The sequence below is a fragment of the Ferrimonas sp. YIN67 genome (assembly GCF_057219095.1).
This window is the reverse complement of the sequence record NZ_JBXVVJ010000001.1, coordinates 887372-910632: the sequence shown is the minus strand read 5'-3', so window position 1 is coordinate 910632 and position 23261 is coordinate 887372. Positions and strand designations below refer to the sequence as shown.

Sequence of the window (23261 nt, the reverse complement as noted above, 5' to 3'; positions counted from 1 at the left end):
GTCGCAAAGGGTTTGGGTAACGGGATTCAGTAGGTAGAATGTGGGGCCTCGTAAGCCCCTTTTTGTATTAACCGCCCAGGAGAGACGGATGTTCGAACGTAGCATGAATATCGCGGATTTTGATCCCGAGTTGTGGCAAGCCATGGAAGCAGAGCGTGAGCGTCAGGAACACCACATTGAGCTGATCGCCTCGGAAAACTACACCAGCCCACGCGTGCTGGAGGCTCAGGGCTCTCAGCTGACCAACAAGTACGCGGAAGGCTATCCGGGCAAGCGTTACTATGGTGGCTGCGAGCACGTGGATGTGGCCGAGCAACTGGCCATCGATCGCGCCAATGAGCTGTTTGGCTCCGAGTACGCCAACGTACAGCCGCACTCCGGCTCTCAGGCTAACGCGGCGGTGTTTATGGCGCTGCTGCAGCCGGGTGACACCGTACTGGGCATGAGCCTGGCCCACGGCGGTCACCTGACCCATGGTGCCTCAGTCTCCTTCTCCGGCAAGATCTACAACGCCGTGCAATACGGGATCAATGCTGATACCGGTGCCATCGATTACGATGAGATCCGTGCCCTGGCCAAGGAGCACATGCCGAAGATGATCATCGGTGGCTTCTCCGCCTACTCCGGCATCATCGATTGGGCCAAGTTCCGCGAGATCGCCGACGAAGTGGGTGCCTACCTCTTTGTCGATATGGCTCACGTGGCCGGTCTGGTGGCGGCAGGGATCTACCCCAACCCGGTACCTCATGCCCATGTGGTGACCACCACCACCCACAAGACCCTGGGCGGCCCCCGTGGCGGCCTTATCCTCTCCGCCATCGGTGATGAGACGATCTACAAGAAGCTGAACTCTGCCGTTTTCCCCGGTGGTCAGGGCGGCCCCCTGTGTCATGTGATCGCGGCAAAGGCTGTGGCTTTCAAGGAAGCCCTGGCCCCGGAGTTTGCCGAGTACCAGAAGCAGGTTGTGGTGAATGCTCAGGCGATGGCCGATGTGTTCATCAACCGCGGCTATGATGTGGTCTCCGGTGGCACTCAGAACCACCTGTTCCTGCTGGATCTGATCAAGAAAGACATTACCGGGAAGGATGCGGACGCCGCCTTGGGCCGTGCCAACATCACGGTGAACAAGAACTCGGTACCTAACGATCCACGCAGCCCCTTCGTTACCTCGGGTTTGCGGATCGGCACTCCGGCGCTGACTCGCCGTGGGATCGGCGAAGCCGAGGCCCGGGAACTGACCGGCTGGATCTGTGACATTCTGGATAACTTTGGCGATGAATCCGTGGTGGAGCGCGTCAAGGCCCAGGTCGTCGAGTTGTGTGCCCGCTTCCCGGTATACAAGTAACGGCCAGTTGTCGTAACGGTTTGACAGGAAAGCCCGCCACTCGGCGGGCTTTTTCGTAGCTAGCGGCTTACTCTCATTGGCGAAATTCGGTATTCTTGCGGGCAAGTTATGACACCACTGCGCAGGAGATCCTATGCACTGCCCCTTTTGTGCCGCTACGGACACCAAGGTGATCGACTCCCGGCTGGTGGCCGACGGCCACCAGGTGCGCCGTCGTCGCGAATGCCTCACCTGTAAAGAGCGCTACACCACGTTTGAAACCGCCGAACTGGTGATGCCTCGGATCATCAAACAGGATGGCACCCGCCAGCCTTTCGACGAAGATAAGCTGCGTCGCGGCCTGCAACGGGCGCTGGAGAAGCGGCCGGTGAGTACCGAGCGGGTTGAGCAGGCGGTGAGTAAGATCAAGTCGGCGCTGCGTGCCACGGGGGAGCGTGAAGTGGGCAGTGACATGCTGGGCAACCTGGTGATGGAGCAGTTGGCGACCCTGGATAAGGTGGCGTACATCCGTTTTGCCTCCGTATACCGGGCCTTTGACGATCTGTCCCAGTTTGGCGAGGCGATCGCCAACTTGGAAAAGCGTTGATGACCTCCGCTTTTTCGTCGCACGATGCGCACTACATGGCGCGAGCATTGCGCTTGGCAAAGCAAGGGCTGCTGACGACCCGACCCAACCCCAGGGTGGGTTGCGTGATCGTTCGGGACGGAGAGATCGTGGGGGAAGGCGCTCACCTCAAGGCGGGTGAGCCCCATGCCGAGATCCACGCCCTGCGCATGGCGGGTGAGCGGGCGCGGGGCGCGACGGCTTACGTCACTCTGGAGCCCTGCAGCCACCATGGGCGTACTCCGCCCTGTGCTCTTGCACTGATTGAGGCCGGGGTATCAAAGGTGATCGCCGCCATGGTGGATCCCAACCCCAAGGTGGCTGGACGGGGTATGAAAATGCTCAGCGATACCGGGATCGCCACTGCCCACGGCCTGTTGCAGACAGAGGCTGAGGCGCTCAACCCCGGCTTCATCAAGCGAATGCAGAGCGGCCGTCCCTATGTACGGCTGAAGCTGGCTGCCAGCGTTGACGGCCGTACCGCTCTGAACAATGGCGAATCCAAATGGATCACAGGCTCCGAGGCCCGCTCCGACGTCCAGCGTTTGCGCGCACAAAGCTGTGCGGTGATCACCGGAGCCGACTCGGTGCTGGCGGACGATCCGAGTATGAATGTTCGCTACGATGAGCTGGGACACTGGCGCGAGCGCATCGCCCTGGAGCAGCTGTTGCAGCCGCTACGCGTGGTGGTGGATGGTCGTGCTCGCCTGGCCCCGCCGCTCAAACTGCTCGACGGCGAAGGTCCGGTATTGCTGGCGGCCTGTGCCCAGTACCAGAACGCCTGGCCCGATGGGGTCGAGATCTGGCCCGGGCCGCAGGGTGGGGATGGTAAGCTGGATCTGCCGGCTCTGCTGGAGGAGCTGGGGCGACGGGAGATCAACGACGTGCTGGTGGAGGCCGGTGCCGGTTTGTGTGGCGCCTTTATGGCGGCCGAATTGTGGGACGAACTGGTTCTTTATCAGGCGCCGAAGCTGATGGGCAATCCCGCCCGGGGACTGTTGGCGCTGCCTGAATACACTCAGATGGCCGATTTGGCTCCATTGGAATTTAGCGATATTCGTCGTGTCGGGGCCGATCTGCGCCTGACACTGACTCGAAAGGAGCCGGAGAAATAGATGTTTACCGGGATTGTTGAGGCGGTGGGAACACTGCGAGATCTGGAAAAGCGCAGTGGTGATCTGCGTGTCACTGTTGCGACCGGGGCCTTGCCCCTGGGGGACGTTAAGCTGGGTGATAGCATCGCCACTAACGGAGTTTGCCTGACCGTGGTGAGCCTGGGCGCCGATCACTTCGTGGCAGACGTCAGTGCCGAGACCCTGGCCCTGACCAATTTTGCTCGTTACAGCGTGGGTCGTAAGGTGAACCTGGAGCAGGCTGTGACCCCAAGTACCCGCCTGGGAGGGCATCTGGTCAGTGGCCATGTCGATGGGGTCGCCACCGTCGTCAGCCGGGACGTAAGGGCTCGTGCCATCGAGTTTTGGCTTGAAGCCCCGGGCTCTCTGGGGCGCTACCTGCCGCACAAGGGCTCGGTGACCATCGATGGCGTCAGCCTAACCCTCAATGAAGTGGACGGAGCCCGTTTCCGCCTCACCATCGTGCCACACACCGCCCAAGAGACCACTCTAGTGGATCTGAAGGCCGGGGATCTGGTTCACCTTGAGGTGGATCTGCTGGCCCGTTATCTGGAAAAACTGATGCAGCCCCAGGCCGATCTCCCCACACCGGGCGGCCTGACGCTGGAAACCCTGGCCCGCAGTGGCTTTGTGAAGTAAGGAAAACACCGCTATGGCGCTCAACCGCATTGAAGAGATCATCGAGGATATCCGTCAGGGCAAGATGGTGATCTTGATGGATGACGAAGATCGGGAAAATGAAGGGGATCTGATCATGGCCGCCGAGGCGGTTACCCCGGAGGCGATCAATTTTATGGCCAAGTATGGTCGCGGCCTGATCTGCCTGCCCATGAGTGCGCAGCGCTGTGACACCTTGGGACTGCACCAGATGGTCAGTCGCAATACGGAGCAGTATGGCACCGCCTTTACCGTTTCCATCGAAGCGGCTGAGGGGGTGACCACAGGGATCTCCGCTGCCGATCGGGCGCGCACCATCCTGGCAGCGGTGGCCGAGGACGCCAAACCATCCGATCTGGTCCAGCCGGGTCACATCTTCCCGCTGCGGGCGAAGGATGGCGGTGTGTTGAATCGGGCCGGTCATACCGAAGCCTCGGTGGATCTGGCTCGTCTGGCTGGCTTTAGCAATGCCGCCGTGATTGTCGAGATCCTCAACGAGGATGGCACCATGGCTCGTCGCCCCCAGTTGGAGGTCTTTGCCCAGGAGCATGGGCTGAAGATCGGCACCATTGCCGATCTGATCGAATACCGTAACCTCAATGAGACCACCATCATTCGGGAAACCGAGTGCACCATGCCGACCCTTCACGGTGACTTCAAGATGGTGGCGTACCGCGACACCATTGACGATTTGGTGCATGTCGCCATGATCAAGGGCGAGGTGACCGACAACTGTCTGGTACGGGTACACCTGGGGGATCCGACCCGGGATCTGCTTAAATCGACCCTCAACGGCGTACCGACCTGGCCGCTGGAGAAGGCGATGGCCAAGATCAGTGAAGAGGGTGGGGTGCTGGTCCTATTGGGCCAAGAGCAAAGCAGTGAAGCCCGCCTGGCGCAGCTCAAGGCGCTGGCGGCCCAGCAAAACGGCACAGGCATTGGGGTAAAACGTAATCTGGAAGCGACCCGTACCGTGGGGGTCGGCTCGCAGATCCTGGCGGATCTCGGGGTACGCCGCATGCGTCTGCTGTCGAGCCAGAAGCGTTACCATGCGCTGTCCGGATTTGGCCTCGAAGTCAGCGAATACATCGAAGAATAAGACGATAGATCTGGCGCTAATTTTCCATGCGCTTGTGCTATCATACGGCAACTTTTCGGCCTGGCGACGGGCCTTGAGAATGAAATGGATAACAAAATGAACGTAATCGAAGGCAACATCGAAGCCAAAGGGGCTAAAATCGCTTTGGTGGTATCCCGTTTTAACAGCTTTATCGTCGACAGCCTGCAAGAGGGCGCAGTGGACACACTGAAGCGTTTTGGCCAGGTGAATGATGAAGACATCACTGTGGTACGGGTGCCGGGCGCCTTTGAACTGCCATTGGCGGCTCGCCGCCTGGCAGCGAGCGGTAAGTACGATGCCATCATCGCCCTGGGGGCGGTGATCCGCGGCGGTACGCCGCACTTCGACTTTGTCGCCGGTGAGTGTAATAAGGGACTGGCCCAGGTGATGCTGGAGTTTGATACTCCCGTGTCCTTCGGCGTATTGACCACCGATACTATTGAGCAGGCCATCGAGCGCGCCGGCACCAAAGCGGGCAACAAGGGCGGTGAAGCCGCCTTGGGTGCGCTGGAGATGGTCAATGTCCTAAACCATCTGGCCGAGCAGGCCTGATTGGAGAATTTTGTGAAGCCTTCCGAGCGTCGTAAAGCCCGCCAACTGGCGGTGCAGGCCATCTACTCCTGGCAGATGAGCGGTAACGCCATTGCCGATGTTGAACATGAGTTCCTGACCGAGCAGGACACCCAGGGTGCGGATGTTGCGTATTTCCGTGAACTGCTGACGGGCGTTTCTGCCCAAGTCGGTAACCTGGATGCCAAACTGAAGCCGAATCTGGCGCGTTTGCCTGAAGAGGTTGATCCGTTGGAAATGGCGATCCTGCGCCTGGGTGCTTATGAATTGATGCACCGGGATGATGTTCCTTACAAGGTGGCCATTAACGAAGCGATTGAGCTGGCCAAGGTCTTTGGGGCCGAGGAAAGCCACAAGTTTGTTAATGGCGTGCTGGATAAGCTGGCCATCGCCATCAACCGTTAAGCGACGGGTAGGACAAGGAGAACGGCCACATTTATGTGGCCGTATTACGTTATGGGAAGTGGAGAGTTTTCACTGATAAAGCGCCATTTCACTCGGCCGAATCAACGCAAGGACGTGCTCCTTGGGGTCGGTGATGATGGCGCGGTGTTGCAGGTTCCCCAGGGGAGTCAGTTGGTGGTGTCAACCGATACCCTGGTGTCGGGCACCCATTTTCTGCCGGAGATCGATCCGGCGGATCTGGCTTACAAGGCGGTGGCCGTTAACCTGAGCGATCTGGCGGCTATGGGGGCTGAGCCAGCCTGGATGACGCTGGCGATCACCCTGCCCGGTGCCAATGAGCCCTGGCTGGAGAGCTTCTCTGCCAGTTTGTTTGAGATCTGCCAGTACTATGGGGTTGCCCTGGTCGGCGGCGATACCACTCGAGGGCCCCTGAGCCTAACACTCACCATCCATGGCCATGTGCCAGAAGGTAAGGCTATGTATCGCAGTGGTGCCCGTGTGGGGGACTGGCTGTTTGTTACCGGGACGCTTGGAGATAGCGGTGCCGGTCTACGCTGTCTGACGGGGGATTTGGCACCTGGAGCTCAGTTCCACCGCACCTTCACCGAGCGTCACCTGCGACCACGTCCGCGAGTCCTGGCCGGAAGAGCCTTGAGAGGGATCGCGACCAGCCTTATGGACTTGTCCGATGGCCTGGCCACCGATCTGGATCATATCCTGACGGCTTCCGGTGTGGGAGCTGTGGTGGAACTCGATCGTCTCCCCCTGTCAGCCTCTCTGTTGGCGTGTATGGCGGTGGAGGATGCGCGGCGGATGGCGCTGTGTGGTGGTGAGGACTACGAGCTGCTCTTTACCGTTCCTGAGACGCAACGCAACAACTTGGCTAAAGCGCTGGCGGAAGCCGGCACGGATTATCACTGTATTGGTCAGATCACCAATGGTACCGGCATCGATTATCGGTGTGAGGGTCAGCCGGTTACGCTGGATCTGTCAGGTTACAACCACTTTAAGGATGCTTCATGAGTCGCTTCTCTGGGATCCGGATGACCAATCCGGTGCATTTCCTGGCCCTGGGGTTTGGCCTTGGCCTTGCCCCCAAAGCCCCGGGAACCTTTGGGACCCTGGCCGCATTGCCTTTCTTTTTCCTGATGGCCGGCCTCTCATTGCCGGTTTACCTGGCCATAGTGCTGGTGATGGGATTGGTGGGGATCTATCTGTGTGATAAAACAGCCAAGGATATGGGGGAGCATGATCATCCCGCCATCGTCTGGGATGAAGTCGTGGGGATGTTGATCGCCATGATCTGCCTGCCCGCAGGCTGGATCTGGATTCTTGCCGCCTTTATCGCTTTTCGCTTCTTCGACATTCTCAAGCCTTGGCCCATTAAACTGCTGGACAGGCATGTCCATGGTGGATTCGGCATCATGATCGATGACGTGCTGGCGGGGATCTTTGCCCTGGCCATTGTGCAGGGAGCTGCCTACTTGCTGCTTTGATGCTTCAGCGTTTACGAGGGCCCTGAAGGGCCCTTTTTTAGGCTCTTCGCACTTGCATAATGCAGCGTATGATCTAGGTGTCCGTCTGCGTCGAAGTCAGTTTCAGGGACGCCACAGGCGTGCGAACTTCGTGGGGCATAAAGTCCGTTTGTCCCGTTGGCGACGGCAACAATAGGGATTCTCCCGGCTGCACGCCCCGCTCTGATTCCCCTCAGCCTCCCGTCGGTGCTTATCCTCGTTCTCCCCCTTGCTACTGTGGTAGCGGCCAGGGTCGGTTTTATGACGGCGCAGTCTCTGCTTCGTCAAATCGAGCGGCTACGAGATCCCTGCCTATGGGGTAAAACCTTTGGTTTTTACCCCTGCCTTCGCTGGCCTCTCGGGCCCTTAACCTGGTATCACAGGGTGTCACTCAGGCACCTCCACGCCGGTGACGAAGTGTCGGCGCGCCAGTGATGGCAGCCCTTATTTAAGCGCGGCTTTTGCTGAACAAGCTAGCCTCAAAAATACGTGTGCGAATGAGCTCCCCACAAATCCGTGATGAAGCTTTTTTAATGCAGCAAAATGGGGTTGAATTGTGAGTTGCTCAACAAAGCTGTAATTAAATGTCGCCCTTGGTGGGATCGCTAACACCAAAGTGTGACAGGGATCGGGTTTTGGTGATTGAGAAATAAACTGTGCTTTTGATATGGTCTTTCTCAAACAAATGCTTGAAAGATAATTAAATACAAAGGAATAGTAATGAAAAAACTACTGCTCGCCGCTGCCGCTCTAACTCTCTCTTTTAATGCTTTTGCATCCAACGTAACCCCACAAATTGAAAAACGTATGAAGGGTGAAGTGCAGGAGATGGCCCAGGTGATGGACATCAGCAAGGCCCAGGAAAAGCAGATCTTGACGCTGAAAAAAGAGATGTACTTGGCTAACCGGGAGGCCAACAGTAAGTTTGGGCGCAGCAGCGACGAGGCAAAGGAAGCGCGCAAGGAGAACAATCGTCAGTACCGTGAAGGGATCAAAGCTGCGGTTGGTGTGAAAAACATGCAAGCCTTCAATAAACACCAGCGTACGAACAAAAAGTAAGCCCTTCTGAATCAGGCGGGGCCTAGTGCAAGGCGCCGTGCATCTGCCCAGGGATCCCCATCGCTATTGAGTGATGGGGATTTTTGTTTGGGTGAGTAAGGGCGAGTCGCCCAGCTATTTATCCGGGCAGACGATACTGTCCAATTGCAATGCCTATTCTTCGATGCCTATGCACTTAATATTAGGGTTACTCACCTTGCGGAAATGTAAAGTCATTTAAAGGTTCGGGTTGCGATCTTGTTGCGGGCGATTCGTGGCGAGTAATCTATTGAGGGTTTACGACAATATTAAGGAAGTGTTCCCGATGAAAAGTAAGCTCTATGCATGCTTGGCTGCTGTCATGCTCGTTTTTTCTGTAAACAGTTTTGCTGCGGAAGTCAGTGGGGCAGTAAAAAGTAAGTTTGAGTCCGAAGTGACTGAGATGGCATCGGTGATGGCCATCGACAAGTCGGTGCAGGATAAGATCTACAAGATGAAAGTTGACCTGTACCTGGCCAATCGGGCCACCAATGAAGAGTATGGAAGAGGCAGTGCAGAGGCCAAACAGGCACGTAAGGACAATATCAAACAATACAGCCAAGCGCTGCGTCAAGTGCTTGGGGAAAAGAACAAGAAAGTCTGGGATGCACACCGGCGCGCCAAGAAAAACAAGTGATGGCTGTTCCGTGAGCAGGCCCCGACAGTGTTCGGGGCCTTGGTGTTTATATTGGGAGTGCTCGGAGTTGCTGCTTGAGCCCAGGGGGCGGAGCTGGGCTAGTTTTCTTGTCCAATCTGAGCCTCAGGCAATAGGGGCTCCTCTTGCGCCATCGTTTCCCGGTCCGCCTTACTGATGTACTTCGGCTTGTTGCTGGGGTGGAGTTTTGCGTTGGCTTTCTTGGCTTTCTTCAGCAGCGTCTGCTTCACTTTTTTCTTTCGGTTCATAACCTGGCTCTGGTGAGGAGTGGCTCATGATGTCGAGCCGAATTATTGCTAAGGGTAGTGCCTTAGGCGCCGGTTTGGTCGCTGATACGGGTTAGGGACTGAAAAGAGCAGGGCCCATCGTTCGATGGGCCCTGTTTAAGTATCAGTCGCACCACATCTTAATGGTGGCCGTGACCACCGCAGCAGTCGTCGCCTTTGGCGCAGTTGCCGGATCCACCACAGCACTCATGTTCTTCGCCATGGTCGTGATTGCAACCGCCACCACAACCGCCAGCGCCGTGTACATGGCCGTGATTCAACTCCTCCTCGGAGGCTTCACGCACTTCAACCACCTCAACCTCGAAGTGCAGGGATTGGCCAGCCATGGGGTGGTTGCCGTCTACGACAACGGCGTCGTCTTTGACTTCGGTGACGGTGACTGGGCGCGGGCCCATGTCGGTCTCGGCGATAAAGCGCATGCCGGGCACGATGTCATCCACCCCTTCAAAAGCGGCCAGGGGGACATCCTGAACCAGTCCGTCTTCAAACTCGCCATAGGCTTCTGCGGCTTCGATATCGGCCTTGAACTGGTCACCGGCCTGCTTGCCGGTCAGCTGTTTTTCCAGTCCTGGGATCATGTTCTGGGCACCGTGCAGGTATTGCATCGGCTCGGCGCCAAAGGATTCTTCAAGCAGCTCGCCTTCGGCATTGCGCAGGCGGTAGTGCAGGGTCACTACAGTTTTGGCGTCGATGATCATCGGACGTCTCCAGTTGGGTAAAAAAGGGCATCTTAAGGGATGCGCCGGTTCCAGGCCAGGATCGGGTTATCAAATTCGGCTGCGTAATCGGCAGTCCCTGCTATAGGGATAAAAATCCGGGATATGCTGGTGACGGATCCGCTCCTGCAGGGTTTGCCAGTAGTCTGCCGTGAGCAGATTGGCATGATGGCGCATAAAGGCTTGGCGGACCTCGGGTTTGGCTAAGAGGAAGCGACCAAACTCTTCCGGAAACACATCCATGGGGGCGACTGAGTACCAGGGCTCCGCGGCCCATTCATCTTCAGGGTATCGGGGCTTGGGAATGGTGCGAAAGTTGCACTCTGTCATGTAGCTGATCTCGTCATAGTCGTAGAACACCACTCTGCCGTGTCGAGTCACGCCAAAATTCTTAAACAGCATGTCACCGGGAAAGATATTGGCGCTGGCCAGTTGTTTGATCGCCAGGCCATATTCGAACACCGCCTGCTCCAACTGATCCTCAGTGGCCTCATCCAGGTAGAGGTTGAGGGGGATCATCCGCCGTTCGACATAGAGGTGCTTGAAGATCACCTGGCTGTCCGTCAGCTCCATCTCGGACGGTGCGATCGCTAGTAGTTCCTCCAGCAGTTCGGGAGCAAAGCGTTTCCTGGGAATGGCAAAGTTACTGTATTCATGGGTGTCTGCCATGCGACCCACCCGGTCATGCTGTTTGACCAGCTCATACTTGGCTTTAACCTGGACCTTGTTGCTGTCTTTGGGTGGAGTAAATTTGTCCTTGATCACCTTGAACACCATGCGCAGGGAGGGCAGGGTGAACACGGCCATCACCATTCCCTTGATCCCGGGCGCGACCACAAACTGATCCTGCGTATTGGCCAAGTGGTGTAGGAAGTGACGATAAAATTCGGTTTTACCGTGCTTTTGCAGGCCGATGGCGGTGTAGAGTTCGGCGTAGCTCTTACCGGGTAACAGCTGTTTCAGGTAGGCGACCAATTCGGCGGGTCGGTCGGTCAGGACCATAAAGTAGGAGCGGGTGAAGCTGAACACCACGGAGAGATCCGTCTCCTCGGTCAACACCGCATCTATGTATAGACCCTGCTCGCCATGACGGATGGGCAGGGCCAGCGGCAGGCTTCCCTGGGTCCCCGTCAGGCGACCAACCAGATAGGCCCCCTTGTTTCGATAAAAGACGCTGTCAACCAGTTCGATGTGTTGGCAGTGATGGCGCTCCACCAGGGGGCCAAGTCGTTGCCACAACAGCTCCAGATCCCGCTCGAGATCCTCAAACGGGCGGATAAATCGTTTAGGGTTGAGCAGGGTTGCGATCACCTGCTTGGGTGTATTTCCCAGGGGCAGGGCCTGGCTGATTCGTTCGGGGGTGAACGGCGCCCTGGCGGGCGCGTCGCTCTGTAGATAGAGGTGTTGATTATCCAGCCCACGATGACGGAACAGGCGGGAGAAGACCGAGTTAAAGAAGGTCTCCGCCAGCTCTGCCTGGGGGTGCCCCTCGAGCAGTCGAGTGTAGGCAGTCTTGGTGTCTTGCCACAGCTGCGGTGAGATCACCGGCTTATCCAGCTGTTGGATCAGGGTTCGGGTCTGATCGCTGATCTGCTCGCTGTAGAGACGGATCCTGGCCTTTTGGGCATTTTGGATCTCCAGCCACTCTTGATGAGCGAAGCGTTCCCTGGCCTGACGGGTGATCCGGGTAAAGAGTCGGTAGTGCTTGTCGAAACCGGCGAGGATCCGATACGCCAGTTGAGTTGGGGTACAGCCTGTCATGGTGAAGCTTGTCATGGTGGAGCCTCCCTGCGGGTGCGTTTAATTCACCTGTTTCCTAGGCTAGTGCCCATCGCCTTGCTTCTCAATGGAAAAGCGCTAACCTTGGGCGCCAATGCGGAGGAGTGTATGGCACAGCTTTACTTTATTTTGGTCGCCCCGGCGCGGGGCGAGAACGTCGGGGCGGCGGCCCGGGCGATGAACACCATGGGGTTTGAGCGCTTGCGAGTGGTGGCTTCCAATGTCCAGCGCAGCGATGAAGCAAACTGGCTGGCCCATGGCAGTCAGCATATCCTTGAGCAGGCTGAAGGTTTTGATACCCTGGCCGAGGCGGTGGCGGACATGGATCTGGTGTTGGCCACCAGTGCCCGCAAACGGGGAGACAAGCGTCGTTTACACACGCCCTCCGAGGCGGCCCGTCATGTGGCGCAGCTGGGTGGCAGTATTGAGAAAGTGGCTCTGGTGTTTGGCTGCGAAGCCTCTGGCTTGTCCAATGCGGATCTGGCGTTGGCCGATCTGCTCACCACCATCCCCCTGGCCAACCCCTACCCCTCTCTGAACCTGGGACAGGCGATCATGCTGTACGCCTATGAGTTTTCCCAGGCCAGCCTGCCAATGGAGCCTGTGGCCGATGAGGCGCAGTTTGCGGCGCTCAAAGGACGTTCTGCACGCTTGCTAGACCGGCTGGAGGTGGGGGCGGAGGAGCCGTTAAGGCGCTGGCTCGCCGACAGCCTGGGTACCTTGAGCCAGAGGGATGTGGCAATGTTGCATCTGCTGATGGGGGATATCGAAAAAGCCCTGCTTTCAAAATAAACCTTGAACTTGGCAATCGGGATAGTTTGTCTTAGGGGCAGGGGGGTCCTTAAGAATCCTTTAATAACGCATGGCTTTTCCTTATGGGACAGATGGAAATCGTAATGATGTGCTCGGGGTTTGAGATCTGCCGTTGACATCCAGAGCGCCAGCGGCGAAGGTGTATAGCAATTCGACATAAGGAGCACAGTGTGCTTTCCAACATCCAGGGCTTTGGCCGTCAGATCATTATCGGTACCACCGGCACCACCACTACCATTGGTAGGTTGGGGGCGGGCTGACGATACCCTGGAGATAATAAATCCAAAACAACAAGCCCGCTCCCTCCGAGCGGGCTTGTTGGTTTTAGAGTCGGTTTGGAGCGTTCGGGAAAGGGAGTTAAGTAAATGAAAGTAATGAAGTTCGGCGGGTCATCTCTGGCAGATGTCGAGAAACTGAAACACGTTGTCTCGCTGGTCAGTGATGAGGCCACTCAGTTTCCCGTGATGCTGGTGGTTTCGGCACCCGGGGGCGTCACCAATGCCTTGGAAGCGGTCGCCCTGGCGGCTCGCTCGGGCCAGGCTCCTCAGCTGGAGTTGCTGGATGAGCGGATGAGTCAGCTGGAGGCGACCATCGGCAAGTGTCTGGACCCGTCGGCTCAGGCACAGTTGGCGGCACGCTTTGCCGAAGAGCGGGCTGCCCTGCTTAAGTTGGTGCATGGGGTTACCCTGTTACAGCGCTGTCCCGATGAAGTGATGGCGCAGATCCTGGTGACCGGAGAGCGGCTGTCCGTGGCGGCGCTTGAGGTGCTGTTCGCCCGTAAGTCCGTGGATGTCGGTGTGTTGGACCCCCGGGAGTACTTCCTGGCTAATGGTCCGGTGTTGGAAGCGGAGGTCGATATCGAGCGAAGCCGAAGCAAGCTGGCTTCACTGGATCTGCGGGCCCATCGCATCTGGATCATGCCCGGTTTCACCGCCCGTAACGGCGAAGGGGAAGTGGTTACCCTGGGACGTAACGGCTCCGATTACTCTGCTGCGGTGCTGGCAGCCTGTCTGCACGCGGACAGTTGCGAGATCTGGACCGATGTGGATGGGGTCTACAACGTGGATCCGCGCCTGATCAACGACGCTCACCTGCTGCCGGCCCTCAGCTACGAAGAAGCGATGGAGCTCTCCTACTTCGGCGCCAAGGTGCTGCATCCCAAGACCATTGCCCCCATCGCCCAGCACCAGATCACCTGCCGGATCCGCAACACCCTCAATCCTGCTGCGCCCGGAACCCTGATCCATGCCCGCACCACGCCCTCCAAGTCCTTGGTGAAAGCCGTCTCCAACCTGGACGATCACTGGATGTTCAGCGTGTCCGGTCCGGGCATGAAGGGGATGGTCGGGATGGCCGGTCGGGTGTTTAACGCCATTGCCGCCAAAGGCCTGTCGATCTCCTTGATCACCCAAAGCTCCTCCGAGTACTCCATCACCTTCTGCATTCCCGCCCAGGATGGGCTGGCCGCCAAGGCGGCGCTGGAAGCGGCCTTTGAGCTGGAGCTTAAGCAGGGCCTGCTTGAGCCCCTTGAGATCCTCAAGGATCAGGCGATCATCACCCTGATCGGCGATGGGATGCGTGCCAAGAAAGGCGTGGCAACCCGTTTCTTCCGCTCCCTGGCACAGGCCGGTGCCTCCATTGCGGCCATCGCCCAGGGCAGCTCAGAGCGGGCGATCTCTGCGGTGATCGAGCAGGATAAGGCGTCCGGTGCCCTGCGTTTGTGTCACCAGAACTTCTTCGACACCCGCCACTACATCGATGTTGTGCTGATCGGGGCGGGCAATGTCGGGGCGGAGCTGGTACGGCAGATCCAGAGCCAGCAGGCCAGCCTGTCCAAGCAGAACATCGCCATCCGCCTGTGTGGTGTGGCCAACTCCCGCAAGATGCAGCTCGATGCCAATGGTCTGGCACTGGATAACTGGCGTGACAACCTGCTGGCCCAGGGACAGGCATTGAACATGCCGGCATTGCTGGCCTTCGCTCAGGGGCAGGGCCTGGTAAACCCGGTACTGGTGGACTGTACCGCCGAGCAGAGTGTGGCGGATTGCTACGCCGATGCGCTGAAGGCGGGCTGGCACATCGCCACCCCCAATAAGAAAGCCAATACTGGCTCCATGGCGGTTTACCGTGAGCTGCGTGAGCTGGCCCAGGAGCACAAGCGTCAGTTCCTCTATGAGGCGAATGTGGGGGCCGGTTTGCCGGTGATCGACAACCTCCAGGGGCTGTTGCGGGCCGGGGATGAACTGCAGCAGTTCTCCGGGATCCTGTCCGGCTCCCTCTCCTATATCTTCGGTGAGCTGGAGGAGGGGGTTCCCCTGTCCGAGGTGACCGTTAAGGCACGGGAGATGGGCTTTACCGAGCCAGACCCTCGTGATGATCTGTCCGGCATGGACGTGGCGCGTAAAGTGCTGATCCTGGCACGCGAATCTGGCCTGGAGCTGGAGCTGGAGGATGTCGAGGTGGAGAGCGTGTTGCCTTCAGACTTTGACGCCAGTGGCGATGTGGCCACCTTCCTGGCGAATCTGCCCAAGGCCGATGCGGCGATCGCTGCGCGGATCGAAGCGGCTCGGGCCGAGGACAAGGTGCTGCGCTATGTCGGTGCGATCGATCAGGATGGACGCTGTCAGGTCAAACTGGAGGCTGTGGGTCGTGATCACCCCCTTTACAGCATCAAGGGAGGGGAGAATGCCCTGGCCTTCTACAGCCGCTATTACCAGCCGTTGCCTTTTGTACTGCGGGGCTACGGTGCCGGTGGTGCGGTGACTGCCGCGGGTGTGTTTGCCGACGTACTGCGTACCCAGAGCTGGCAGAAGGAGGCCTGATATGGAAGCTCGTGAAGCGGTTACCGTCTACGCCCCTGCCTCAATGGGGAATGTCAGCGTCGGGTTTGATCTGCTGGGGGCGGCGCTGTCCCCGGTGGATGGCACCCTGCTGGGCGATCGGGTCTCCATTGCTCCGGGCGATCAGGGCCTGGAGCTGCGCTGTTGTGGTCCTTTTGTCGACGTGCTGCCGCCGGATCCCAAAGAGAATATCGTACTGCGCTGCGTCGAGATCTTTATCGAGCGTCTGGGGCTGACGCCCAGCGGGTTGAGGATCGTTCTGGAGAAAAACCTGCCGGTAGGCTCCGGCCTGGGCAGCAGTGCCAGCTCCGTGGTGGCGGCTCTGGGGGCGGTCAACGCCTACTTTGGTGAGCCCATGTCCAAAGAGGCCCTGTTGCTGCTGATGGGGGAGCTGGAGGGGATGATCTCCGGTTCGATCCATTACGACAATGTGGCGCCGAGTTACCTGGGGGGGCTGCAGCTGATGTTGGCGGAGCGTGCCCAGAAGTTGCCGGGTTTCGACAACTGGTATTGGGTGGTCGCCAACCCGGGGATCACCCTTTCCACCGCCAAGATGCGGGCCTTGCTGCCTAAGCAGGTGGATCTGAGTACGGCCCTGGTGTTTGGTCAGCAACTGGCGACCTTTGTGGACGCCTGTCACCGTCAGGATGAGCAGACGGCCTTGTCCGTGCTCAAGGATGTGGTGGCGGAGCCTTATCGAGCGGCCCATATTCCCGGCTATCAGGTTGCCAGGGAAAAGCTGACTGAGCTGGGCTGTCCCGCCATTGGGATCTCCGGCTCCGGCCCCACCCTGTTTGCCGTGGCCAGCAGCCTCGAGCAAGCCCAGGCGGCGGCCGACATTCTAAAACAAGACTATATGCTCAATGAGCGTGGCCTGGTGCGTGTGTGCCGCCTGGCCGAAGACGGCATTCAAGTATCGAAAGGGGAAGTGAAGTAATGGAGTTGTTTAATCTCAAGGTGGCCGACGAGCAGGTGAACTTTGCCCAGGCGGTACAGCAGGGACTGGGGGCCGAGCAGGGCCTGTTCTTTCCTAGGCAGATCCCTCAGTTGGTGCTGGATGAGGCGTTCTGGCAGGGCGACTTCCTGAGCCGGGCCGAGAAGGTGCTGGGCGCCTGGCTGGCTGAGGAGCTGGGTCAGGAAACGGTCAGTAACCTGGTGCGTGATGCCTTTGGCTTTGCCGTTCCCCTGGTGGCGGTGAACCCACAGCAGTATTGCCTGGAGCTGTTCCATGGTCCCACCCTGGCGTTTAAGGATTTCGGTGCCCGTTTCCTGGCTCGAGCCCTGAGCCTGGTGGCCAAGGATAAGCCGATGACCATCCTGACTGCGACCTCAGGTGATACCGGTGCGGCGGTGGCCGATGCCTTCTATGGCCTGGATAACATCAATGTGGTGGTGCTCTATCCCGATGGGGGGATCAGCGAACTGCAGGAGAAGATGTTCTGCACCTTGGGTAAGAATATCCACACTCTGGCGGTGAAGGGCAGCTTTGATGACTGCCAGGCCCTGGTCAAGGCGGCATTCTCCAATGCCGAGCTCAAGGCGCAATACGGCTTGACCTCGGCCAACTCCATCAACATCGCCCGCCTGATCGCCCAGATCTGCTACTACTTTGAGGCGCTGGCCCAACTGCCAGCGGCCCAGCGGGACAAGGCCGTCTTCGCGGTGCCGTCCGGTAACTTTGGTAACCTGACGGCGGGGATGCTGGCCAAGGCGATGGGCGCGCCCATCAAGCGCTTTGTCGCGGCCACCAACAGTAACGATACGGTTCCCCGTTACCTCGAGAACGGTGTGTGGCAGCCCAACCCGGTATTTGCCACCCTGTCCAATGCCATGGATGTGACCAGCCCCAACAACTGGCCTCGGGTCGAAGCCCTGTGCGAGTTGCAATCCTGGCCCCTGTCCGAGCTGGCGGCGGAAATGGTGGATGAAGCGCAGACGCAAGCCCGAATGAAGGCGATGTACGGGGAGGGCTACCTGTCCGAGCCCCATGCGGCGGTGGCCAGCGAAGGTCTGGTTCGACAGCTCAAAGCCGATGAGATCGGGGTATTCCTCGGCACGGCCCATCCGGCCAAGTTCCAGGGTGCCGTTGAGGAGGTGTTGGAGTTGGAAGTGCCCCTACCGCCTGCCTTGGCGGCCGTGGTGGATAAGCCGATCCTCAGTGAGAAGCTGGATGCCAGCTATGAAGCTTTGGCGACCTTCCTGCAGCGTGCGCTGTAAGGACCATGATCGAACCTGAAAACGGGGAGCCTGGTGGCTCCCCGTTTTTTTAGGGGGCAGGGCAGTTGCCTGATCCATAGAAGATGGTGAAGGGTTAAGCGGCCCGGTCCCGCTGCAGGCTGCGCAGCCAATCGATCTCATCGCGCCAGAGGGTCTCGTCGATGGTCTCCAGCACCAGAGGGATCCCTATGGTTGCCGGGTGGTTCATCAGAAAGTGAAACAGGTCGGTGCCTATCTCTCCCTGGCCCAGGCTGTGGTGACGGTCTACCCGGCTGCCGAGGGCGGATTTGGAATCGTTGAGGTGCATGCCTTTGAGGAAAGAGAGCCCAACGGTGCGATCGAGTTGAGCAAAGGTGGCTTCGCAGGCAGTGGTGGAGCGCAGATCGTAACCGGCGGCGAAGGTGTGACAGGTATCGAGGCAGATCCCCACCCGGCTCTTGTCTTCCACCCGCTCAATGATCTCGGCCAGCTGTTCGAAGCTGTGTCCCAGGTTGCTGCCCTGGCCGGCGGTATTTTCGATCACGGCAGTGACACCCTGGGTGGCGTCCAGGGCGAGGTTGATGGACTCGGCAATGGTGGCCAAGCAAGCGGTTTCACTCACCTTGCGCAGGTGACTGCCGGGATGGAAGTTCAGCAGGGTCAGGCCCAGTTGTTCGCAGCGCTGCATCTCGTCGATGAAGGCGTTACGGGAGCGCTGTAGGGCGTCTGCCTCGGGGTGACCAAGATTAATCAGGTAGCTGTCATGGGGCAGGATCTGCGCGGGGCTAAAACCAAGACGCTCGCAGTTGGCCTGAAAGAGGTCGATATTTTTTGTGGTTAAGGGCTTGGCTTCCCATCGTCGCTGGTTCTTGGTGAACAGGGCGAAGGCGTTGGCACCGATCTTGGCGGCGTTAAGGGGGGCGTTTTCGACGCCACCACTGGCGCTGACGTGGGCACCGATAAAGCGTGGAGTGTGCGACATGGGATCTCCTGATGTGATGCTGGGATGGTACGGCGACACGCGGATCTGGGCAAGCAGGGCTGAGCGATTGGTCAGCTCGGTTTTTTCCTTCTAATCTGGCTTTTCTCCCTGCTAGGGCTTGGGTATGCTGGCGGGTTATCGCAGTTCAGGAGTTACCCATGACGATCCAGAATCAGTGGCAGCGGATCCTTGGCCCCCTCAAGCAGGAGCCCTATTTCCAGGAGATGGTGACGCGGATCGCCGCCTGGCGCCACGAAGGACAGGTGATCTATCCGCCCGAAGAGTGTGTGTTTGAGGCATTTCGTCGGACTGATCTCGATCAGATCAAGGTGGTGATCCTGGGCCAGGATCCTTACCACGGCCCTAATCAGGCTCATGGCCTGTGTTTCTCGGTGCCAGCGGGGGTGAAGATCCCCCCATCCTTGGTTAATGTTTACAAGGAGCTGGCTCAGGATATTCCTGGGTTTGTGATCCCCGATCATGGGTACCTGGGGAGTTGGGCCGATCAGGGGGTCTTGCTGCTCAATACCGTGCTGACCGTCAATGCCGGGCAGGCCCACTCCCATGCCAAACTGGGATGGGAAACCTTTACCGATAAGATCATTGAGCAGATCAATGCTCAATGTGAGGGGGTGGTATTTTTGTTGTGGGGAAGTCATGCTCAGAAGAAGGGGCAGGGGATTGATCGCAGTAGGCATTTTGTCTTATCGGCGCCCCACCCCTCGCCCTTATCGGCGTATCGGGGGTTCTTTGGGTGCCGCCACTTTTCACAGGCTAACACCCTCCTGCGGCAGCAGGGAAAAGCCGCCATTGATTGGCAGCCGGTTGCTCCGGCGTGAGTTGATGGGGATCATGGCGGGGATAGGGGAAGCCCTGCATGCTGGCTAAAGAGCTATTCTTACTCAAATAAAGAAAAAATGGTGACCCTATGTTGGCAAGGATCCACACAGACCATAAGCACATCAGCAAGTTGTTAGCTTTGCTTGAGCGTAAGGCGGAGAAGCTGGAGCGTGGTGAAGAGGTCAGTTTGTCTCTGGTGCGGGACGTGATCGATTATCTTCAGCGCTATGCAGATCACAGTCACCATCCGCTGGAAGATATTCTCTATGAGTACTATCTGGACAAGGTGGGCGAAGACGCGTCGGTGAATCGTCTGGCACAGGAGCATCAGCGCTTAAGGGAAGTGACTGATCAGTTGATGGATACGCTCAATATGATCCTCAACGATGCCGTGGTTCCAAGGGACCGGCTGATCGCGGATCTCAAGGAGTTTGCCGCCATCCAGCGTGCCCACCTGGCGCAAGAGGAAAAGCATGTCCTGCCTAAGTTGGAGCTGGCCCTGGATGATCATGACTGGCGCTTGTTGCAACAACAGGTCGCCAGTAAGTTGGTGGACGATCCCCTCTTTAGTGAGAAAGGCGATCGGGAGTATGAAGATCTTCGAACTTACCTGGGTGAGTTGGGTGAGCTCTAGCTCACGTGTTTCCAAGGATTAAAAAGAAAGCCCCGCGATGCGGGGCTTTCTGGCTTTTACACGTTGAGGAGGTCATCCTCAAGATCGAAACAGAAATCGATATCTTCAAGCTCTTTGCGTAGCCTTGCGCGCTCTTTCAGGGCTTCAATCTCGCGCCATTTACGCTTTTTACTGCCCCGACGAGTTGGCTTTTCGACAACGCTACCTTCCGGTGAACCGTAATCCAGTCTTTCCATAACACTCTCCCCAACGTGTATTTCCCTGCTTGCAGAGCATAATTAACACGGCTGAAAAAGAGAATGCAACAAAAATGTTACCTGAGTGACTGTTTTTGATTACGGTTTAATTTTCCCTCGACGCAGTAGAGCAATCAGTTGGTTGGTTGAGCTGTCCTGGGCAAAAGCTGGTGCATCGGACTCAATTTCATTCAGCACAGCGTCACCCAGCACCTTGCCCAGCTCCACGCCCCATTGGTCGAAGGAGTTGATGTCCCACAGAGCACCCTGAACAAAGGTACGGTGCTCGTAGAGGGCGATCAGGGCACCCAGTGTCGCGGGCGTAAGGCTATCCATCACCAGGGTATTGCTCGGACGGTTGCCTGGCATCTCCTTGTGACGGGCCAGCACCTCCAGTTCACTGTCCGACAGTCCCTTGCCAGCCAGTTCCGCCTTGGCCTCATCCAGGGTCTTGCCCTGCATCAGGGCCTGGGCCTGGGCCAGGCAGTTGGCAGCCAGCATATTATGGTGGCGACCCAGTGGGTTGTGGCTCTGCAGTGGCAGGATGAAATCTGCCGGGATCAGGGCGGTGCCTTGGTGCAATAACTGGTGGTAGGCATGTTGGCCGTTGGTGCCTTCGCCGCCCCAGATCACTGGGCCGGTGCGATGCTCAACCGGATTGCCCGCTTTATCTACGCTTTTGCCGTTGCTCTCCATATCCAACTGCTGAATATAGGCGGGCAGGCCGCGCAGGTAGTGATCATAGGTGAGGACCACCTGGCTTTGGGCATCGAAGAAATTGGTGTACCACAGGGAGAGCAAGCCCATCAGGACAGGCATGTTCTGCTCTAATGGGGCACTGCGGAAGTGCTCATCCATCGCTTCGGCGCCTGCCAGCAACTGTTCGAAGTGATCAAAGCCAACCGCCAGGGCGATGGGCAGGCCGATGGCTGACCACAGGGAGTAGCGTCCGCCTACCCAGTCCCACATGGGGAAGATGTTCTCGGCATCGATCCCGAACGCCACGGCGGCCGGAACGTTTGAACTGACGGCCACGAAGTGGGCCGCGACATCGTCTTGAGAGGCACCGCTGCGCAGGAACCAGTCCCGGGCGCTTTCGGTGTTCGCCAGGGTCTCCTGGGTGGTGAACGACTTGGAGGACATCAACACCAGGGTGGTTTCCGGATCCACCTTTTTCAGCTTCTCGGCCAGGGCGGTGCCGTCGACGTTGGCGACATAATGCAGGCGCAAGCCCTGGGCATAGGGGCGCAGGGCCTCGGTCGCGACCTTGGGGCCCAGGAAGGAGCCGCCAATGCCAATGGCGATCACATCGGTAAAGGCCTTGCCGGTGTAGCCGGTGCGCACGCCATTGTGTATCTGCTCGACGAAGGCTTTCATCTTGGCCAGGGTCGCTTGGATCTCCGGGACCACATCATTGCCTTCGGCCAGGATAGGCGCATTACCACGGTAACGCAGGGCAGTATGCAGGACGCTGCGCCCCTCGGTGTTGTTGATGGCATCGCCGGTAAACATGGCGTCACGAAGTGCTTCCAATTTGCCTTCACGGGCCAGGCTGAACAGGGCCGCCAGGGTGGCATCATTGATGCGGTTTTTGGAGTAATCCAGCAATAGGCCTGCGGCCTCAACGCTGTAGCGCTGCGCCCGGTTGGGATCCGTAGCGAAATCCTGGCGCAGGGATTGGGTCTCCAGCGATTGGCGTTGCTGTTTGAGGGTTTGCCAGCTTGGCAGTTGGGTGAGTGCGGTCATGATTTTTGTTCCAAAAGTACGCCCGGGCGCTTGTCCCGGGCGTGGGTCAATCCGTGGTCAGGTTCACAGGCCAAGGCGTTGGCGCAGCATGGTCTCCAGCTTGCCCTGATCGATGGCGAAGTTGCGGATCCCCTCGGCCAGTTTTTCGACGGCCATGGGATCTTGATTCAACTCCCAGCGGAACTGAGCTTCGGACAGTGGAGCCGGGCGGGAATGGATCTCACCCGTGTAGTTCAGCTCGGCGTTGACCTCGACCTCAGTGTTGCTCAGCTCTTCGAGCAGAGCTGGGCTGATGGTCAGGCGGTCACAGCCTGCCAGAGCCAGGATCTCACCCGTATTGCGGAAGCTGGCCCCCATTACGACGGTGTCGTAGCCATGCTTCTTGTAGTAGTTGAAGATATGGCTGACTGACTGTACCCCTGGGTCGTCTTTCCCTTGATACTCTTCGCCGCTCTTGGCTTTGTACCAGTCGTAGATCCGCCCAACGAACGGAGAGATCAGGTAAGCGCCAGCTTCGGCACAGGCGCGGGCTTGGGCAAAGCTGAACAGCAGGGTCAGGTTACAATTGATCCCCTCCTGCTCCAGTTGCTCTGCGGCACGGATCCCCTCCCAGGTGGAGGCCAGCTTGATCAGGATCCGCTCTGGACCGATGCCTGCTTGCTGATACAGGCGGACCAGCTTACGCGCCTTTGCGATGGAGCCTTGTGTGTCAAAAGAGAGTCGGGCATCCACTTCGGTGGAGATCCGACCTGGAACCAGTTTTAGGATCTCGACACCGATGTTGACGGCCAACTTATCTGCGGCATCGTCCAGTTGGGTGGTGGGATCCTGGCTTTGCGCTTTGGCCCAATCGATGGCGTCCTGGATCAGGCTATCGTATTGGGGCAGTTGTGCTGCTTTGAGGATCAGGGAGGGGTTGGTCGTAGCATCCTCCGGGTGATAGAGGCGGATCGCCTCGATATCGCCGGTGTCGGCCACGATGGTAGTCATAGATTTCAATTGATTAAGTGCATTCGCCATAGGGATCATTCCGTTACTGTCTGGCATCGCCATGCGAGATTGAGCGTACCATTAAAGGGGATTTGTTCCTTAAAGCCAACCGCTTAAGTAAA

General features: G+C 58.2%; 24 protein-coding genes. 17 read left to right on the top strand and 7 right to left on the bottom strand.

Going from position 1 to position 23261, the window contains the following annotated elements; genetic code table 11:
• The first annotated feature begins 88 nt into the window (after positions 1-88).
• From glyA to AC2D8U_RS03545, 11 genes are all read left to right on the top strand, one after another.
• Positions 89-1345 (top strand): serine hydroxymethyltransferase, encoded by a 1257-nt coding sequence (gene glyA, locus AC2D8U_RS03595; RefSeq protein ID WP_484617671.1) that lies wholly within the window; start codon positions 89-91, stop codon positions 1343-1345.
• Positions 1346-1478: 133 nt separating this feature from the next.
• Entirely contained in the window at positions 1479-1931 is a 453-nt protein-coding gene (gene nrdR / locus AC2D8U_RS03590; RefSeq protein WP_484617670.1) for a transcriptional regulator NrdR, read from the top strand.
• Positions 1931-3064: a bifunctional diaminohydroxyphosphoribosylaminopyrimidine deaminase/5-amino-6-(5-phosphoribosylamino)uracil reductase RibD gene (gene ribD, locus AC2D8U_RS03585; protein WP_484617669.1), complete on the top strand. Its 1134-nt coding sequence runs from the start codon at positions 1931-1933 to the stop codon at positions 3062-3064. The genes nrdR and ribD overlap by 1 nt, the downstream gene beginning before the upstream one ends.
• Complete coding sequence (locus AC2D8U_RS03580) at positions 3065-3721, top strand: riboflavin synthase (protein ID WP_484617668.1); 657 nt, start codon at positions 3065-3067, stop codon at positions 3719-3721.
• A gap of 13 nt (positions 3722-3734) precedes the next feature.
• The gene (ribBA, locus tag AC2D8U_RS03575; RefSeq protein WP_484617667.1) at positions 3735-4838 is read left to right on the top strand and encodes a bifunctional 3,4-dihydroxy-2-butanone-4-phosphate synthase/GTP cyclohydrolase II; all 1104 of its coding nucleotides are present in this window, start codon (positions 3735-3737) and stop codon (positions 4836-4838) included.
• 96 nt (positions 4839-4934) lie between these two features.
• The gene (ribH, locus tag AC2D8U_RS03570) at positions 4935-5411 is read left to right on the top strand and encodes a 6,7-dimethyl-8-ribityllumazine synthase (RefSeq protein ID WP_484617666.1); all 477 of its coding nucleotides are present in this window, start codon (positions 4935-4937) and stop codon (positions 5409-5411) included.
• A gap of 12 nt (positions 5412-5423) precedes the next feature.
• Complete coding sequence (gene nusB / locus AC2D8U_RS03565) at positions 5424-5834, top strand: transcription antitermination factor NusB (RefSeq protein WP_484617665.1); 411 nt, start codon at positions 5424-5426, stop codon at positions 5832-5834.
• Positions 5835-5867: 33 nt separating this feature from the next.
• Positions 5868-6857 carry a thiamine-phosphate kinase gene (gene thiL / locus AC2D8U_RS03560; RefSeq protein ID WP_484617664.1) on the top strand — a complete coding sequence of 330 codons (990 nt, stop codon included), beginning with the start codon at positions 5868-5870 and terminating at the stop codon, positions 6855-6857.
• Complete coding sequence (locus AC2D8U_RS03555; protein WP_484617663.1) at positions 6854-7330, top strand: phosphatidylglycerophosphatase A family protein; 477 nt, start codon at positions 6854-6856, stop codon at positions 7328-7330. Before thiL ends, AC2D8U_RS03555 begins: the two co-directional genes overlap by 4 nt.
• Positions 7331-8068: 738 nt before the next feature.
• Positions 8069-8407, top strand: coding sequence for a hypothetical protein (locus tag AC2D8U_RS03550; RefSeq protein WP_484617662.1), 339 nt, complete (start codon positions 8069-8071; stop codon positions 8405-8407).
• Positions 8408-8711: 304 nt separating this feature from the next.
• Complete coding sequence (locus AC2D8U_RS03545) at positions 8712-9062, top strand: hypothetical protein (protein WP_484617661.1); 351 nt, start codon at positions 8712-8714, stop codon at positions 9060-9062.
• Between the two features lie 98 nt (positions 9063-9160).
• On the opposite strand, the gene AC2D8U_RS03540 is transcribed toward AC2D8U_RS03545, so the two are convergent.
• The 3 genes from AC2D8U_RS03540 to aceK all read right to left on the bottom strand — a co-directional run bounded on the left by AC2D8U_RS03540 (position 9161) and on the right by aceK (position 11859).
• Entirely contained in the window at positions 9161-9328 is a 168-nt protein-coding gene (locus tag AC2D8U_RS03540; protein ID WP_484617660.1) for a DUF2986 domain-containing protein, read from the bottom strand.
• A gap of 158 nt (positions 9329-9486) precedes the next feature.
• On the bottom strand, positions 9487-10065 hold the full coding sequence (slyD, locus tag AC2D8U_RS03535) for a peptidylprolyl isomerase (RefSeq protein ID WP_484617659.1): 579 nt from the start codon (positions 10063-10065) through the stop codon (positions 9487-9489).
• A 69-nt stretch (positions 10066-10134) separates the two neighbouring features.
• Positions 10135-11859 carry a bifunctional isocitrate dehydrogenase kinase/phosphatase gene (aceK, locus tag AC2D8U_RS03530; RefSeq protein ID WP_484617658.1) on the bottom strand — a complete coding sequence of 575 codons (1725 nt, stop codon included), beginning with the start codon at positions 11857-11859 and terminating at the stop codon, positions 10135-10137.
• 111 nt (positions 11860-11970) lie between these two features.
• Here aceK and AC2D8U_RS03525 point away from each other — a divergent pair, with 111 nt between their 5' ends.
• From AC2D8U_RS03525 to thrC, 4 genes are all read left to right on the top strand, one after another.
• Positions 11971-12654, top strand: a complete 684-nt coding sequence (locus tag AC2D8U_RS03525) for a tRNA/rRNA methyltransferase (RefSeq protein WP_484617657.1) — start codon at positions 11971-11973, stop codon at positions 12652-12654.
• A 386-nt stretch (positions 12655-13040) separates the two neighbouring features.
• Entirely contained in the window at positions 13041-15497 is a 2457-nt protein-coding gene (gene thrA / locus AC2D8U_RS03520) for a bifunctional aspartate kinase/homoserine dehydrogenase I (protein WP_484617656.1), read from the top strand.
• Between the two features lies 1 nt (position 15498).
• Positions 15499-16452 (top strand): homoserine kinase, encoded by a 954-nt coding sequence (gene thrB / locus AC2D8U_RS03515; RefSeq protein ID WP_484617655.1) that lies wholly within the window; start codon positions 15499-15501, stop codon positions 16450-16452.
• A complete protein-coding gene (thrC, locus tag AC2D8U_RS03510; RefSeq protein ID WP_484617654.1) occupies positions 16452-17732 on the top strand; it encodes a threonine synthase in 1281 nt (426 codons plus the stop codon). Before thrB ends, thrC begins: the two co-directional genes overlap by 1 nt.
• Positions 17733-17826: 94 nt before the next feature.
• Here thrC and nfo read toward each other — a convergent pair whose 3' ends face one another.
• Complete coding sequence (gene nfo / locus AC2D8U_RS03505) at positions 17827-18693, bottom strand: deoxyribonuclease IV (protein WP_484617653.1); 867 nt, start codon at positions 18691-18693, stop codon at positions 17827-17829.
• Between the two features lie 158 nt (positions 18694-18851).
• On the opposite strand from nfo, the gene ung reads away from it, so the two are divergent.
• Positions 18852-19532: a uracil-DNA glycosylase gene (gene ung, locus AC2D8U_RS03500; protein ID WP_484617652.1), complete on the top strand. Its 681-nt coding sequence runs from the start codon at positions 18852-18854 to the stop codon at positions 19530-19532.
• An 89-nt stretch (positions 19533-19621) separates the two neighbouring features.
• Complete coding sequence (locus AC2D8U_RS03495) at positions 19622-20167, top strand: hemerythrin domain-containing protein (protein ID WP_484617651.1); 546 nt, start codon at positions 19622-19624, stop codon at positions 20165-20167.
• Between the two features lie 56 nt (positions 20168-20223).
• Here AC2D8U_RS03495 and AC2D8U_RS03490 read toward each other — a convergent pair whose 3' ends face one another.
• The 3 genes from AC2D8U_RS03490 to tal all read right to left on the bottom strand — a co-directional run bounded on the left by AC2D8U_RS03490 (position 20224) and on the right by tal (position 23169).
• The gene (locus AC2D8U_RS03490) at positions 20224-20403 is read right to left on the bottom strand and encodes a DUF3545 family protein (protein WP_484617650.1); all 180 of its coding nucleotides are present in this window, start codon (positions 20401-20403) and stop codon (positions 20224-20226) included.
• A 99-nt stretch (positions 20404-20502) separates the two neighbouring features.
• On the bottom strand, positions 20503-22149 hold the full coding sequence (gene pgi, locus AC2D8U_RS03485; RefSeq protein WP_484617649.1) for a glucose-6-phosphate isomerase: 1647 nt from the start codon (positions 22147-22149) through the stop codon (positions 20503-20505).
• Positions 22150-22212: 63 nt separating this feature from the next.
• Positions 22213-23169, bottom strand: coding sequence for a transaldolase (gene tal / locus AC2D8U_RS03480; RefSeq protein ID WP_484617648.1), 957 nt, complete (start codon positions 23167-23169; stop codon positions 22213-22215).
• Positions 23170-23261: the final 92 nt, after the last annotated feature.

What these genes read in the sequence shown, in the direction of transcription:
- ribD (WP_484617669.1), top strand. Translation starts at nt 1,931, where the DNA reads ATGACCTCCGCTTTTTCGTCGCACGATGCGCACTACATGGCGCGAGCA.
- ribBA (WP_484617667.1), top strand. Translation starts at nt 3,735, where the DNA reads ATGGCGCTCAACCGCATTGAAGAGATCATCGAGGATATCCGTCAGGGC.
- AC2D8U_RS03580 (WP_484617668.1), top strand. Translation starts at nt 3,065, where the DNA reads ATGTTTACCGGGATTGTTGAGGCGGTGGGAACACTGCGAGATCTGGAA.
- pgi (WP_484617649.1), bottom strand. Translation starts at nt 22,149, where the DNA reads ATGACCGCACTCACCCAACTGCCAAGCTGGCAAACCCTCAAACAGCAA.
- nfo (WP_484617653.1), bottom strand. Translation starts at nt 18,693, where the DNA reads ATGTCGCACACTCCACGCTTTATCGGTGCCCACGTCAGCGCCAGTGGT.
- aceK (WP_484617658.1), bottom strand. Translation starts at nt 11,859, where the DNA reads ATGACAAGCTTCACCATGACAGGCTGTACCCCAACTCAACTGGCGTAT.
- AC2D8U_RS03555 (WP_484617663.1), top strand. Translation starts at nt 6,854, where the DNA reads ATGAGTCGCTTCTCTGGGATCCGGATGACCAATCCGGTGCATTTCCTG.
- tal (WP_484617648.1), bottom strand. Translation starts at nt 23,169, where the DNA reads ATGGCGAATGCACTTAATCAATTGAAATCTATGACTACCATCGTGGCC.
- AC2D8U_RS03540 (WP_484617660.1), bottom strand. Translation starts at nt 9,328, where the DNA reads ATGAACCGAAAGAAAAAAGTGAAGCAGACGCTGCTGAAGAAAGCCAAG.
- AC2D8U_RS03550 (WP_484617662.1), top strand. Translation starts at nt 8,069, where the DNA reads ATGAAAAAACTACTGCTCGCCGCTGCCGCTCTAACTCTCTCTTTTAAT.
- AC2D8U_RS03495 (WP_484617651.1), top strand. Translation starts at nt 19,622, where the DNA reads ATGTTGGCAAGGATCCACACAGACCATAAGCACATCAGCAAGTTGTTA.
- glyA (WP_484617671.1), top strand. Translation starts at nt 89, where the DNA reads ATGTTCGAACGTAGCATGAATATCGCGGATTTTGATCCCGAGTTGTGG.
- thrA (WP_484617656.1), top strand. Translation starts at nt 13,041, where the DNA reads ATGAAAGTAATGAAGTTCGGCGGGTCATCTCTGGCAGATGTCGAGAAA.
- thrC (WP_484617654.1), top strand. Translation starts at nt 16,452, where the DNA reads ATGGAGTTGTTTAATCTCAAGGTGGCCGACGAGCAGGTGAACTTTGCC.
- AC2D8U_RS03545 (WP_484617661.1), top strand. Translation starts at nt 8,712, where the DNA reads ATGAAAAGTAAGCTCTATGCATGCTTGGCTGCTGTCATGCTCGTTTTT.
- nrdR (WP_484617670.1), top strand. Translation starts at nt 1,479, where the DNA reads ATGCACTGCCCCTTTTGTGCCGCTACGGACACCAAGGTGATCGACTCC.
- slyD (WP_484617659.1), bottom strand. Translation starts at nt 10,065, where the DNA reads ATGATCATCGACGCCAAAACTGTAGTGACCCTGCACTACCGCCTGCGC.
- AC2D8U_RS03525 (WP_484617657.1), top strand. Translation starts at nt 11,971, where the DNA reads ATGGCACAGCTTTACTTTATTTTGGTCGCCCCGGCGCGGGGCGAGAAC.
- thiL (WP_484617664.1), top strand. Translation starts at nt 5,868, where the DNA reads ATGTGGCCGTATTACGTTATGGGAAGTGGAGAGTTTTCACTGATAAAG.
- ribH (WP_484617666.1), top strand. Translation starts at nt 4,935, where the DNA reads ATGAACGTAATCGAAGGCAACATCGAAGCCAAAGGGGCTAAAATCGCT.
- thrB (WP_484617655.1), top strand. Translation starts at nt 15,499, where the DNA reads ATGGAAGCTCGTGAAGCGGTTACCGTCTACGCCCCTGCCTCAATGGGG.
- AC2D8U_RS03490 (WP_484617650.1), bottom strand. Translation starts at nt 20,403, where the DNA reads ATGGAAAGACTGGATTACGGTTCACCGGAAGGTAGCGTTGTCGAAAAG.
- ung (WP_484617652.1), top strand. Translation starts at nt 18,852, where the DNA reads ATGACGATCCAGAATCAGTGGCAGCGGATCCTTGGCCCCCTCAAGCAG.